This window comes from Endozoicomonas sp. OPT23 (genome assembly GCF_009653635.1).
In the GTDB taxonomy this organism is placed as follows: domain Bacteria; phylum Pseudomonadota; class Gammaproteobacteria; order Pseudomonadales; family Endozoicomonadaceae; genus Endozoicomonas_A.
The window spans coordinates 864,326-877,256 of record NZ_PPFD01000002.1; the positions used below are offsets into that span (position 1 = coordinate 864,326).

The 12,931-nt window shown below is 41.5% G+C and carries 19 protein-coding genes; 2 read left to right on the forward strand and 17 right to left on the reverse strand.

Annotated elements, in window-relative coordinates; translation table 11 throughout:
- Nucleotides 1-31 precede the first annotated feature (31 nt).
- On the reverse strand, nucleotides 32-643 hold the full coding sequence (locus tag EOPP23_RS05730; protein WP_153764974.1) for a Yip1 family protein: 612 nt from the start codon (nucleotides 641-643) through the stop codon (nucleotides 32-34).
- A 300-nt stretch (nucleotides 644-943) separates the two neighbouring features.
- Between EOPP23_RS05730 and EOPP23_RS05735 the strand changes: the two genes are divergently transcribed.
- On the forward strand, nucleotides 944-1,774 hold the full coding sequence (locus EOPP23_RS05735) for a glucosaminidase domain-containing protein (protein ID WP_153764975.1): 831 nt from the start codon (nucleotides 944-946) through the stop codon (nucleotides 1,772-1,774).
- 105 nt (nucleotides 1,775-1,879) lie between these two features.
- Here the strand turns inward: EOPP23_RS05735 and EOPP23_RS05740 are convergent, their stop codons facing one another.
- The 16 genes from EOPP23_RS05740 to EOPP23_RS05815 all read right to left on the reverse strand — a co-directional run bounded on the left by EOPP23_RS05740 (nucleotide 1,880) and on the right by EOPP23_RS05815 (nucleotide 11,665).
- A complete protein-coding gene (locus EOPP23_RS05740) occupies nucleotides 1,880-2,353 on the reverse strand; it encodes an N-acetyltransferase (RefSeq protein WP_153764976.1) in 474 nt (157 codons plus the stop codon).
- Between the two features lie 96 nt (nucleotides 2,354-2,449).
- Nucleotides 2,450-2,842: a hypothetical protein gene (locus tag EOPP23_RS05745; protein WP_153764977.1), complete on the reverse strand. Its 393-nt coding sequence runs from the start codon at nucleotides 2,840-2,842 to the stop codon at nucleotides 2,450-2,452.
- 165 nt (nucleotides 2,843-3,007) lie between these two features.
- Nucleotides 3,008-3,631, reverse strand: a complete 624-nt coding sequence (locus tag EOPP23_RS05750; RefSeq protein WP_370514663.1) for a LysE family translocator — start codon at nucleotides 3,629-3,631, stop codon at nucleotides 3,008-3,010.
- Nucleotides 3,632-3,753: 122 nt separating this feature from the next.
- Nucleotides 3,754-4,155, reverse strand: coding sequence for a VOC family protein (locus EOPP23_RS05755; protein ID WP_370514664.1), 402 nt, complete (start codon nucleotides 4,153-4,155; stop codon nucleotides 3,754-3,756).
- Nucleotides 4,156-4,255: 100 nt separating this feature from the next.
- The gene (locus EOPP23_RS05760) at nucleotides 4,256-4,765 is read right to left on the reverse strand and encodes an N-acetyltransferase family protein (protein ID WP_370514665.1); all 510 of its coding nucleotides are present in this window, start codon (nucleotides 4,763-4,765) and stop codon (nucleotides 4,256-4,258) included.
- Between the two features lie 115 nt (nucleotides 4,766-4,880).
- A complete protein-coding gene (locus tag EOPP23_RS05765; protein ID WP_153764979.1) occupies nucleotides 4,881-5,459 on the reverse strand; it encodes a hypothetical protein in 579 nt (192 codons plus the stop codon).
- A gap of 216 nt (nucleotides 5,460-5,675) precedes the next feature.
- Complete coding sequence (locus EOPP23_RS05770; protein ID WP_153764980.1) at nucleotides 5,676-6,251, reverse strand: YdeI family protein; 576 nt, start codon at nucleotides 6,249-6,251, stop codon at nucleotides 5,676-5,678.
- Nucleotides 6,149-6,412 (reverse strand): DUF3291 domain-containing protein, encoded by a 264-nt coding sequence (locus tag EOPP23_RS21740; RefSeq protein ID WP_153764981.1) that lies wholly within the window; start codon nucleotides 6,410-6,412, stop codon nucleotides 6,149-6,151. Before EOPP23_RS21740 ends, EOPP23_RS05770 begins: the two co-directional genes overlap by 103 nt.
- Nucleotides 6,413-6,472: 60 nt before the next feature.
- A complete protein-coding gene (locus EOPP23_RS05780; RefSeq protein ID WP_153764982.1) occupies nucleotides 6,473-7,024 on the reverse strand; it encodes a GNAT family N-acetyltransferase in 552 nt (183 codons plus the stop codon).
- 147 nt (nucleotides 7,025-7,171) lie between these two features.
- Nucleotides 7,172-7,591: an HIT family protein gene (locus tag EOPP23_RS05785; protein ID WP_153764983.1), complete on the reverse strand. Its 420-nt coding sequence runs from the start codon at nucleotides 7,589-7,591 to the stop codon at nucleotides 7,172-7,174.
- A gap of 180 nt (nucleotides 7,592-7,771) precedes the next feature.
- Nucleotides 7,772-8,104, reverse strand: coding sequence for a CPCC family cysteine-rich protein (locus EOPP23_RS05790; RefSeq protein ID WP_228550572.1), 333 nt, complete (start codon nucleotides 8,102-8,104; stop codon nucleotides 7,772-7,774).
- Nucleotides 8,105-8,145: 41 nt separating this feature from the next.
- Nucleotides 8,146-8,544, reverse strand: coding sequence for a hypothetical protein (locus EOPP23_RS05795; RefSeq protein ID WP_153764984.1), 399 nt, complete (start codon nucleotides 8,542-8,544; stop codon nucleotides 8,146-8,148).
- Between the two features lie 89 nt (nucleotides 8,545-8,633).
- A complete protein-coding gene (locus EOPP23_RS05800) occupies nucleotides 8,634-9,185 on the reverse strand; it encodes a peptide deformylase (protein ID WP_153764985.1) in 552 nt (183 codons plus the stop codon).
- A gap of 143 nt (nucleotides 9,186-9,328) precedes the next feature.
- Complete coding sequence (locus EOPP23_RS05805; RefSeq protein ID WP_153764986.1) at nucleotides 9,329-9,967, reverse strand: DUF4852 domain-containing protein; 639 nt, start codon at nucleotides 9,965-9,967, stop codon at nucleotides 9,329-9,331.
- Between the two features lie 290 nt (nucleotides 9,968-10,257).
- On the reverse strand, nucleotides 10,258-10,737 hold the full coding sequence (locus tag EOPP23_RS05810) for a GNAT family N-acetyltransferase (protein ID WP_370514668.1): 480 nt from the start codon (nucleotides 10,735-10,737) through the stop codon (nucleotides 10,258-10,260).
- A 109-nt stretch (nucleotides 10,738-10,846) separates the two neighbouring features.
- Entirely contained in the window at nucleotides 10,847-11,665 is an 819-nt protein-coding gene (locus EOPP23_RS05815) for a DUF2971 domain-containing protein (protein ID WP_153764988.1), read from the reverse strand.
- Between the two features lie 281 nt (nucleotides 11,666-11,946).
- Between EOPP23_RS05815 and EOPP23_RS05820 the strand changes: the two genes are divergently transcribed.
- A complete protein-coding gene (locus EOPP23_RS05820) occupies nucleotides 11,947-12,900 on the forward strand; it encodes an IS110 family transposase (protein ID WP_153764989.1) in 954 nt (317 codons plus the stop codon).
- Nucleotides 12,901-12,931 lie beyond the last annotated feature (31 nt).

Consider the following 12,931-nt stretch of genomic DNA (forward strand, 5'->3'; position numbering starts at 1 on the left):
ACCTGTCACAGATTTATGAATGGATGATGAATCAATAAACCTGAACAAACTCAGGTCCGGCACCCATACCCCAGAAAATAACGGTAGTTATCATCAGGGTTACAAATACGACAAGGGCAATACAAAGTATTGAACTTGAGTAGATGAAGGCCCGCTCTTTCGGAATTTGCATAAATGTGGGTAACCCTGAGTAGAGCAGCCAGGTGGAAACAGACACGGCAACCGTACCGGCAACAATAGCCAACCAGATGGAAGGGTAAAGCCCGCAGACACCGGCGATAAACATCGGAGCAGCGCAGTAGCTGGTAAAGGCAACGCTCTGGGCAAGAGTTGGTTTACTGCCAAAGGTTTCGGCCATCCATTGAACAAAGCCGCCAATGACGGCAATGCTGCTGAGCATCGCCAACCAGGTAAGCCCGGCCATGACCATTGCACTGTCTTCTGTTAATTTTACAATCTGGGTATTACCAGGAAGGCTCCAGCCAGTCTGGGTGGTTCCTATATAGGTGCAGACCGCAGGAATCGCAGCAAGCCAGGCAATTTGCCCCAGGTAAAGCCGGAGTATCGATAGTGGGTGTTCCCTGATATTGTTCCACTCTTGCGTGGGATGGAATATCAGTCCCCAGAAATGACTAAGTATCATGGTGCAACCTCCATTAAGGGCTGTACACCCGCCGCTGAAGTTGTTGTTATTAACAGTATAATCAGCGACCAACAGCGGTGTTGAATTTTGTTATTATTATCGACCTGCCTGCATAGGACTGCAGGTCCGCTAACTGGCCATACTTTAGTGTTTGCATATTTTAACAGTGATGTAAAGGATTCATCCGTTTAAGTTAAAAAGAACAAGGCCGTTAAACAGCAACCGGCGAACAGGTTGAAGGCGAAAAATCATAGTGATTGAAAGAGTCATTGAGAACAGGATTGAGGGGTGGTGTAACGAATGAATAGCAGAACAGATGTCTACTTTCTTGCACTGCTGGCAGGCGTACTGACTTTTTCCAGCTGGTATAACCTGAACAAACCTCCAGTGGAGGAAAAGGCTGAGGAAAAAACGGTTCAGATCAAACCTAAAGAACCGGAAAAAAAACCTGAACCAAAACCTGTGCCAAGCGATATTCCGGATTTTGCCGGGATTCTGGATGTCAAAAAGAAAAAAGCGGCTTTCTTCAGTTACATGAAGACCATGGTTGATCAGGAAAATTATCGTCTTGAACAAGTCCGTGATCGTATTCTGAGATTGCAGCAGGCCGAGAGCCGATCAGAACAGGATAATGCCTGGTTGCTGAAAACAGCTCGCAGTTATCGTCTTAAAAGTATAACGATCGTTGATAGCCGACTGTTTGAAGCTCTGTTGAACAGAGTCGATGAGATTCCTGCCTCCCTGGCGTTGGTTCAGGCTGCGAATGAATCAGCCTGGGGGACGTCCCGCTTTGCCAAGCAAGCTAATAACCTTTACGGACAGTGGTGTTTCAGTGAAGGGTGTGGAGTGATTCCGGAAGGGCGACCTGAAGGAAAGACTTATGAAGTGAGAAAGTTTAAATCCCCTCTGGCCTCAGTGCGTTCTTATATGTTCAATCTCAATACCAGTCATCATTACGAAGCGCTGAGAGAGATGAGAGCGGGGAGAAGGGGGATGGGAGAAGCTGTCACTGGCCCTGTTCTGGCTCATGGGCTCTACGCATATTCTATTCGTGGTTCAGCTTATGTGGATGAGTTGATTGCCATGATTAATAGCAACGATCTGCTGAAGTACGACCTTAACGAGCAGTGAGTTGAGTTCAGTGCAGCTGTAATAGTCAGCTGCACTGACTGTCTTTCTTTACGGATTTATTGACAAAACCAGCCCTGAGCTCAGCCAGCCACAGTGCATCCTGTTTCAAACTGGTTTTTGCATATTATGGCTGACAGTTTGGTAGCCGATGCTGTTGTATAGCTTCAGAGCAGCTGAATTATGGTTGAATACGTGCAGCCCCAAACTGGTTGCACCCATATCTGCAACCTTTGCCTCGATAGAGGTCAGCGCAGCCTTAGCATGGCCTTTTCTGCGATGAGATTCGTATATTTCTATGTCATAGATGAAGGCAGATCGAGTACGTATATTATCTTCAATTTTGACCCAGATATGGCCTACATTCTGTTGATCTTCTTGCTCGATGATATCGAATAAATAGTTATCTTTGGTTTCCAGCCCTTCAGGCAAAAGGGATTCATGAGCTTTTATAGAGCGCTCTGTTGCCTCGGATGTATCCCACCGTCCAGAATCGATGTTATCCCTAGCATAGGAGGGTATCGCCATTTCAAGGTAGTCAGAAAATGATTGCTGATCCATTGCTTTCAATAAAACTTGCATGCTTTGTTATTCTCGATCCAAGTAAATAGTGTTATTTATAGATTCTATGTCGTGTATTTACTGACGGTTAGGTATCTATGTTGTTCAGAACCGACACTAAATAGTATTTAGATCGAGAATCTTTGCCTTACCACCAAAACCATGTTTATTGCACTTTGCCCGAACGGCTACTTTAGATGTTGATGAGGGAATATTGATGTTGCATTGGGAGCGTGTAAAAGGCTGCTCATTATCATGGGGGTGGGCAAGTTTGCGGTATCCAAGCTGGTTGCCTTCCAGATCTATAACTTCCCAGCCATCAGCGTAGTGACTCCAGCTTTCATCATTATGTCTGACAGAAACACTAAAACACCAGCGATCACTTGATTGTTGAGTGGCTGTAACACCTGCCACCTGGGCGAAATCCAGAGAGTCCGAATACTCATTGATGTCGAACGCCAAAGCAAACACGGGTGATATCAACATCGATAATAGTAATACTAACTTCATACAGACTCCCTGTTATTTATAAGTGTGCAGACACTCGTAATCGAATATTAGATTGTCATTTCCCCGCCGCAGACGGGGAAATGACATACGAATTCAAATGTCAGGGTACTTAGTGCGCAGAAGAACTGCTGCAACAGTCCCAATGTTCTCTTCACTCACCACTGATTATTTCGATGCACCCGCTAAAATACAGCCAGCACCAATAAAGGTTGAGCCAAAAATTCTACCCAGAATCTTACCGGAAACGAGTTGTCGGGTATTGGATTTTGCCCTCTGTGCAAGTACCGCGTAGAAGGATAAACATATAAACGACAACGCCATAAAGGTTGAAACCAGTAAGGCAAACTGTGGCAGTAATGGTTCTGTGACAGATATAAATTGTGGAAACAGCGCTGTTGTAAAAACAATTGCCTTAGGGTTTGTCAGGGCAACAAGAACACCTTGCATGTACAAACGAAAAGAGTGGCTTTCTTTGCCTTGAGAGCTACAGGCTTCCAGTTTTCCTATACCGTTATTCCATAACTTAAGGCCCATGTAGATGAGGTAAACTGCGCCCAGAACTTTGATAATGGTAAAGGCTACTGATGAACTCAAAACAACAGCGCTCAAGCCCAGTATTGAGCAACCCGACATGATGAAAAGACCGGAAACATTGCCGAGCACTGTAACCAGCGACTTTTTAACACCAACGGATAAACTGTTAACGGACACCAGTAGAGCTGCTGGCCCGGGCGTAGCTGTAGCCAACAAGGCAATCGAACAAAACGCTATCCAACTATCAAATTGCACCGGATTCTCCTGAGATCGAAGAAGTAAGTCTTAAGGCCTTTGTCTTCTTGATGTCATTCATAAATACTGCTCTAACTTATATATTACGGTTGGGTGAGTCGAAAACAGTTGTTCCTGCATGACTAATGCAACTGTAAGAGATCCCATTTATTGCCATAAAGATCCTGAAAGACAACTACAGTGCCATAAGCTTCAATTCTGGGTTCCTCGATGAAGAGAATGTCATTGGCTTTCATCTGTTGGTAATCTCGCCAGAAGTCATCTGTCTGCAAAAACAGAAATACTCGCCCACCGGTCTGGTTTCCAACGGCATTCAACTGCTCAGGACTTGCTGCCTGAGCTAAGAGAAGGTTTGTTTCTGTCGCACCTGGTGGTGACACTAAAACCCACCGCTTGCCGTTGCCCAGCGGTGTGTCTTCAATCAGCGTAAACTGCAACTTACGGGTATAAAACTCAATGGCATCATCATAGTTTTCAACAACCAGAGCTATGGAGCCTATCTTTTGCCGAGTTGAACTCTTCACATCATACTCTTCACGTTGGTGCATTATTCACCAATTTTACACATGATCTTGATCGGTGAAGAGTGACAAGTGAATACAGCCTCTAAGAGACTGACGGTTGCTAAGCGATTTGTTTGTAGTAATAAACGGTTGAATCAAGACCGCCTTCAGAGTTCAAAGCAAACGCTGGAATTTCACCGGCTAAAACGTACCCGATAGATTCATACAGGCTGGATGCTGCATCGCCTTTACGAGTGTCCAGAACCAAAAGCGACCGGTCCAGGTTTGCCGCTTTACTCTCAAGCGCAAGCATTAAGGCTCTTCCAGCTCCCTTGCCACGCGCTTCTGTATGAACCATCAGTTTTTCAACTTCAGCACGATGACGTCCATTATCTTTCTGGCATAATGACAACTGAGCCGTTCCGACTATCTGATCATTTTCTCGAGCCAGAAACAGGATTTTTGACTGATCAGGTAAGCCATTGGCCACGTTTTTCCAGTAGTTATTTGCTTCAGATTCCATGAGCGGAGCGATAAAACCAATCGAAGCGCCGTCATCAACGCAATCACATAGAAGTCTGGCAAGCTGATCTTGATACTCTTCTATTCTTTCTACTGCTAAAATCTCCACGACATCTCCCAAAAGGTTTGATACACAGTCATCTCTACTGAAGGAGCGAGAGTAATACTGTCTCTTGTCTCCGAGCGGAAAGAGAGAAAGTTCTGTCACACAACCAGATTTTGCTCTAAATTTTAGCCAGACTTATTTCTTGCTTATGAGAGAAAGCACCATTTATGTAGGATGTGATGTTCAGACTGATTTCATCATTACTCTTCTCTAGTGAAATAATATTCTCTATGAGACTTACCCGGTTCTTTCCCATTGCAAGGTAGAGTTTTTCTTCTGTCCGATACGTTGATCCACGTTGTTTGAAATCAAACATGGTGTCGCTATTAAAAATATCAATAATTTCACGTCGACTGGTGCCGTCTGATTTTTTGCTTAATCTGAACCGTATGATCTCTCTTGAACCTTTGCCTATTTCAGCTTTTACTGTAAATTCGACATTTTTTTCTCTAAGTGCTCGTTGTGCCCCTCTGCAATCGGTGAAAACGGCAGTGCCTTCCCACTCGCCATTAATGGACTCATAGAGAGACTTAACCGCCTTTTTTTCAGTTCTACTGAATGTAGCAGGGTGCTTCAAATCGAAATAATCATCACCTTGACTAAGGTAACTTCTGGACTCTTCATAACAGTCGATTGCGCTGGCGAAGGGTGAAAAAACAGAGACTCCGAGAAGTATAAAGAGTGCTTTCCTATTCATGATTTTACGTCTTTTTGTTGATTGAAATGAATTGTATAACACTGCTTCAAACGAAGCATAAGGTAATAATCTTCACCGATAAAATGAGCTATTGTCTACAGATCTTCGGCAATGTTAACGTGCCTCACTGCTACACCGGTAACTTGATGTCGGGCGATAAAAGAAATAACAGCAATTTTAGGACTGAATTGATTAGGCTTATATTGTTGTTTAAGGCTAGGTCGGCTTTTTCTCATGGATAAGCATATCCAGAAATTTTTCGAAACGCTTCTGTCTGGTTTCGGTCTTCTTTGCACTCATTAATCCATGTGCGATGACGTACTGATTTGCTTTAGTGAGGGTATTAAAAAATAGCTTCGCCTGCAGGTTGTTTTCCAGAGCGGCTAAAAAATCCTCGGGCACTTTCATTTCACTGACCGAGTAAGCGTTTTCCCAGCGTCCATCCGCCTGAGCTGCCCGGACGTGCGCAAGCCCTGTCTCGGTCATCCTGCCTTCGTTGATCAAACGCTCCACATGTTTTCTGTTTCGTTTCGACCAGCTGCTTCGAGCTTTTCGTGGTGTGATGCGCTGGAGGTAGGCTTGGTCATCGATTGTTTTCTTAATGCCATCAATCCAGCCCCAGCATAATGATTCAATGACAACACAATCCCAGCTTACGCTCTGAATCCCTGTGTTTTTCTTGAAGATTTTCACCCAGAGTTCACTCTCTGTGTTGTGATTCTTCTGGAGCCATTGACCGAAATCTTTTGGTGTAGCGAAGGCCATGATTTTCGCTGGATCGGGTTCAGGCATAAGACGAGGCTCTCCTGTATGGTATTGAGTTCAGTTAAAGTGGATTGCTGTCGCATCTCCCTCTCTGGCTGAAGCCTCCAGACAAAGTCAGGGGAAACGTCAGCCAATGCATTTATTTCATCGAGACGATCAACAAATCTTCTCATGGTTTCTGACTCCATTGGGTCTCATGCTTGCGCAATATTGATCTGTGCTAAATGAAAATCAGATATTGTTTCTTCTTATTTGGATGATGGGTTATCTTTAATCTCGAACTGATAAGTTTGTTTGTTAGGCGATGTAGGTATTCCAGTCAGATGTTTGGTATTCGTCGTATTATTTGGCACAGTCATCGGTACGTACCGAATACCTTTTACATTACTTTCTGGTCCGGTACATTCGAAGCCAAGTGAAGTATAGAATGGAACAGCATTGATCGATGACCTGAGAGAAACAGAAGTCACTTCAGGGTTATTTATCATGTAACGCAGTAGCGCCTTACCAAGACCTTTTGACTGGTGTTCTTTATCTATAAATAGGTGGGTTAAGTATTCGTTGTCGCGCAGGGCAGAAAACCCAACGACCCTGTCATTGAGAACAGCTTTAACACAGTGAAAACGGGTTCTATCAAATGTTTTCTGTATGTTCTCGTTCATGGATTGTAGAAATGACGCTTTACCTTCATCAGAAAAATTCGGAAGAATGTCAGCTTCTGAAACACCTCCAACTAAATCTACTACTTCATAAAAGTCATCTTCTTCAACGTCTAATATTGTGATTTTATCCTGTTCCATGGATATTCTTCTTCATTCTCTTGATACGTCGCTTTGATTCAAGCACAGAACTCTTTCATTTTGTGCTCTGTTATCAGCAGTTCTGGCTAGTTTGTGGTAGGTCAAAAGGGTCGGAAAGCAGAGCGATATTTTGTTATACCAGCTTGCTTATAATTCTTGAATAATACGCTCAGCTATCGCTATTAACTGTCTTTTTTCAGCAAGCTCGACAGCATGACCTCTAAGACCTGTTAAAGAACCTGGCAGCACATGAAAGTGAAAATGAGCAACTGTCTGGCCAGCGGTTCTACCATTGTGCTGAAAGATGGTGGAGCCCTCAATTTCCATGGCTTGCTCAACGGCCTTACCAACTTTCTGGACAGTTTGCATACACGCTAATGCTGCTTCGTTTGACAGATCGTAAATAGTTACAGCTTCTTCTTTGGGGATGACTAAAACATGCCCATCTATTTGTGGCATAAAATCCATGAAAGCCAAAGTTAGCTCGTCTTCATAGACCTTTACACATGGAGCATCACCAGAAAGTATCTTGGCAAATGCATTATTTTTATCGTATTTTTCAGACATCAAAAATCACTTTGTTTCTTAGAGGGGGAAGATCACTCTCTCATTGCGCATAATTTCCACTCGTTATTTAGCGATCAAGCTTTAGAGATGTATAACGTCTTGCTAAAAGACAGCGAAACTCGGTGTAGGTCGTCCCACAGAAGCCCTGTTTTTGCGTCTGGAGCGTACTTGAGCAACTCATTATAAGGCTCTTGGTTTGTGCTCAAAATGCTTACGCTCACTTTCTGGTATTACATGTTCTTTCATTGCTAACTCACAAGCACCAAACTCATTAAAGTTATGGCGACCTTGACGCAACGAGATAGAACGGTTTGGGCCTGACTCTATATCTAGCTCGTCGACATCCTGCCCGTCGTCCTCCCAGAAACAGATAGGACAAATCAAAAAGTTCCCCTTTTCTGGAAGTGATATGTAATCACAGCATGGACACTGCTCTCGTGGAGTGGGGTCTTCTGGCTCGTACCACTTGATTTCTTTATTTTTAAATATGCTGATTATTTTTTTAAACATCATACAGCCTTTTAGCGCACTTGTTATGTGTCGAAAGCTTAAAATTAGTCCCAATATGCACAGGTTTTACCGTATGTAAGACTTGTTTTCTTGCCAAGACCATAAGTGATTAATCCGAGTTTAACTTTATCCGGGATGCCAATAAGCTGGTTGATGGTCATCCAACCTTTCTTGTTAAAGCATTTACTTAACTCATTGTGTTTGCAATACGCCTTTATCTTTCCTTTGAAGAAAGAATCAGGGCAACCTATTTCTCCATACAAACACAACTCGTTGTAGGTGATTTTTGCTGAGGTTGAATTTATTGCTTTAGTTCCATTAATACATTTTGTATTTAAATATTCACTTTTTTCTTTTGGTTGGTTCTTCAGAACAACATCTGCATGGGAAAGCTGAAGGAGTGAAAGAAAAAACATTGGAAACAAAGTATTAAGTATTTTCATGTCTTTAGTAGAAAGTGTTGTAGTCCAGGATGTAGGTTTATGCGTCCCATTTGAAGCACTTGTTAGCTGCGTATTTTATTGCTTGTTCATTAGCCTGCCATAAAACCAATTAAATCTTTTACTTTTGATAGTTTGGCTGGATTGTCCTTTAAAATATAGTCAACTGATCTTACACTTTTCTTATCAGTGACTTTATCTAAGAAAAACACACCATTTAGATGATCAATTTCATGTTGCACTAGAGCAGACTCTTCACCCGTAAATATTTTAGATTTAAATTGTGCATTTTCATCAAAATATTCAACTGTAACAGTTGAATGTCTCGAAACTTTTCCGCGAAGACTATAAAAACTAAAACACTCTTCCTCAAAATCAAAGACTTCTTCAGAGGTGTAGGTATAACTGGGATTAATCATAGTGTGAAAATTATTTTCAATTCGAAGTAGTATTATTCGAACTGCTACTCCCACTTGTGGCGCAGCAATAGCATTTCCATTTTCACTAGAAATGTTTTTTATATCATCCAAGATTTTTCTCATTTTATTTATAGTATCTTGGATATTTAACGCTGCTATATCTTCTTGCTTTACATTATTACAAACCTCACGGAGGATTGGGTCACCTATTTGCTTTACTCGCATAAATACCTCTGTACACTGTGTTTATTATTTTAAAAGCCAATCACGCGGTTTGTATCATTGTTCAAGTCTTCGAAAAGCAGCTAACGCCTCAATAAGGGGCGCCGTAGGCGTCACCTGGATTTTTTTGTTATGCACTTCTTGCTTTAAAAGCTAATCAATTGTTTGGCTTTAGATTTATCACTATAAATAGTTATATTCTTAATGGCTGAATACATTGAACTAGGTTCTCCACCTAATTTATTAATATTTATAACGATCTTTGCATAAATTGATCGATTGACGTATCCATTTCGATCCTTTCTAGACTTCAAGAATTTCTTAGCTTTATCCTTGCTCATAGGCAAATCACCCAACTTTTGGTGGTTAGTAAAAAATACTTTATATTTACTAGGATAGCTTCCTACAGAATTTTCTTTTTCATAGAAGTAAAAGGTTTCACTAAATCCATTTATAGGAAATAGTTCTCTTTCGAAGTTGTATTTTTCAAATTTCAAGTTGTAGTATATTGTAAACTCTTTGTTTAGATCAAATTTTCTAACTTTTTCCTTGATTATGTTTATCGTCTCTTGTCGTTTATCCTCTAAGTCAAATTCATCATTTTTATATTTACTCCATACTTCATGACGATACTTTCTCATATATGAATCAACATAATTCTCATAATCAAAATTCTCACTTAATTTGGTGTGAGCAAGCATTAAATTGTACCAATTAAAATTATATGCTGCTGTTGCTATTGAACTGAAAAACAAACCCATGATGATAATTGTTATTCTAATCATTTTTTTCTCCTTTTTTAGGTTACTAATCAAACGAAGCCATGCCTTATGGTTTTTTTGATTAGGAACTTCCTCTATTGCTACTCTGTAGACACAGAGCTGCAGCTACTCATTAGTTGTTGTAATTTATATTAAACTTGTCAAATGCACTGGAGTATATTCGAATAGTTTTTTGATTGGCACTTAGTGCATAACGCCTGCGTGTGGGGCGCCGTAGGCGTCCCAGGAGCGTAGCGACGAACACCACGCTCTTGTTATGTTTTAGGCCGTTTTCACTTTACTTAATGGATATTTTACAATGCGTACTGCAAATATGTGACATTAAAAGGAAGGTGGTCGAATACTCTAGTTTCACCCTCTTTGAAGCCCAGTTTTACGTACCATTTTTTCAGTACATCATGGTCAGCGATTATGCCTATGCTGATTCTTTTTGCATGATTGGCTCTTGAGTATTCATAAACATAGTTGACTAGGTTTTCTCCAACACCATTTGATCGATGTTTTGGTAAAACAGATAGTCTATTCAAATACGAGACCTCTGAGTTTGGGAACTCGACGGCCACACAACCGATAGCAATTCCGTTCTTTAGGAAAAGGAAGTATTGCTCTCCTCTCTCCATGTCAGACAAAACCCAGTCTCTTGTGTAAAATGATGGATGTTTAGGATTGTTTTCTTTGGTTATGGAAAATAGTTTTGCTACATCTGTATTTGAGATGCTAATGATAGATGCTAGTTCTTCAGCATTCCCTTCGTTCCCTCGAATTATTTCCACTACCAATCCTTTCTATGTGTAGTTATTAAAGAAGATGTTGAAGTTTGCATTAACATAACGCCCAAATCAGGTGCAGCCGCCGCAGGCGGATGTCACCTGGATTTTTTTGTTAGGTTTCGGTAACTGAGGATCTTGGAAAATCAGGAATTAAAATCTCATAATCTCTTTCAGACTGTTCTGCAACGTATAATTTTACATCATTTTCGATTTCATTTTTTACGCTATCCAAAACTGAGGAAAGTTCACGAACTGATTCTTGACTCATTTTAGCTCCTGCAATTACAGATGATAAGACATTATTTCTTAAATACGAATGAATGCCTGGACCTCGATCATTATCGACCACTCTTTCTTCCTGCTCATATTTCCATACATCATATTTGGTCAATAGGACATTATTCATAACAGTTTCTGAATCATCTAAACCAAATCTAAATACAGGCCTTTCTTTTGAGTAATTAACCTTTAAGGGAAATAGCCATTCATCAATAGTTCCAATCGTATTATCAGGCAATTTTGTAGGAATTCTGAACTCTACAACAAAACCCTTGTGAAAATCTGCATAATGAGACCACATTAGAATATTTCTTGGATCTCTACTAAGGCTCAATACACCAATTTTTTCAAGAATGCTGTTAGGAACACTTTTATCTAACACCCTTCTTTTAAAATCGCTGACTATTCTTCTTTTATTCTGTATATGTTGTGCTGGGCTTAGATTTCTAATTCGACTCGCAGCTCTTAGAAGATCCTTTCTACGACTTGGAATTTCATCAATTGCATTTTGATCATAATGAGGAAAACAATCAAATGGATCGTTAAACATAAGTGGATTTGTAAACTTAATTGTTCCTGATTTGATAACTTCCAAAGAACCTGTATCAAACGGAAGGTATTTATATCTATAAATTACATCTTTCTCGTCCATAATTGATGTTCTTTTATTGTTGTAGAAACCTAACGCCTAAATCACGGGCGCCGTAGGCGTCCGGTGGATTTTCTTGTATGGTTAATTCTTATTCTTGAAAACGGGTAAAAAGAGACCCACCTTCAGTTGGCCTACTGAAGGCCTTATGCAATAGCTCGATGGATTTTAGGTTCCTCTTACGAGAGACCGGTAACAAGTGAGCAGCGTTGCATACTCTTAAGCAATAACTCGGACAGTCATCGGGGCCTCGAGCCCGCATAGCAAGGCAGAGTAAGCTTATTATGAACTCATCAGAATTCAAGTCTGGCACTGTCGTCGGTGTCGATGTTGGCAAACGGTTTTTGGATATCTTCTTTTGCCCTCAAGGACTGCATCAGCGTTTTCCCAATGACGTTCAGACGATAAAAAAACTGATCGCCGTATTCGCCGATATCAACCCGGAACGAATCGTTGTCGAAGCGACAGGCCGCTACGAAAACGAACTGGTCTTTGCCTGTGATAAAGCAGGGTTGCCGATCATTGTCGCGAACCCGATCAAAGTACGTCACTTCGCCAGAGCCATTGGCGTGCTGGCTAAAACCGATAAAGTCGATGCTCAGGTTATTGCCCAGTACGGTGCAACGCTCAAGCCTGAAATCAAACCATTGTCTGATAAGCACTCCAGGCTAATCAAGGATTTACTGATCCGACGCAAGGAGCTTCTGGACATGAGAACCATGGAGAAAAACCGTCTCCAGATCATGCCTAAAGAACTTCACAAGTCGATTCGAAACGTACTGGCCTGCTTCGAAAGAGAGATTCTGAAAATCACAGAACAACTCGACGGCCTCGTTCAGCAAGAGGCTGAGTACAGGATGCCTCTCAAAATCATGACCAGTGTACCTGGTGTTGGCAATGTTCTGGCCTACACGCTGCTCAGTGAACTCCCTGAACTCGGTAAGCTAAATCGTAAAGAAATTGCCGCTCTGGTGGGAGTCGCGCCAATGAATAAAGACAGCGGACGACATCAGGGGCAAAGACACATACGTGGAGGTCGCTCACGAATACGTACAGTGATGTTTATGGCAATGATGTCTGCCATCCAGTGTAACCCTGTTATCAAACGTTTTTACGACCACCTTCGTGAAGCAGGAAAGCTCCCCATCGTGGCGCTAACAGCCTGTATGCGTAAGATGATTGTCATCCTGAATACTATGCTGAAAAACGGGACATGTTGGGGAGAAAATATCACCTGAAAACTTGACTATAGGCCACAGTCACTTGTTA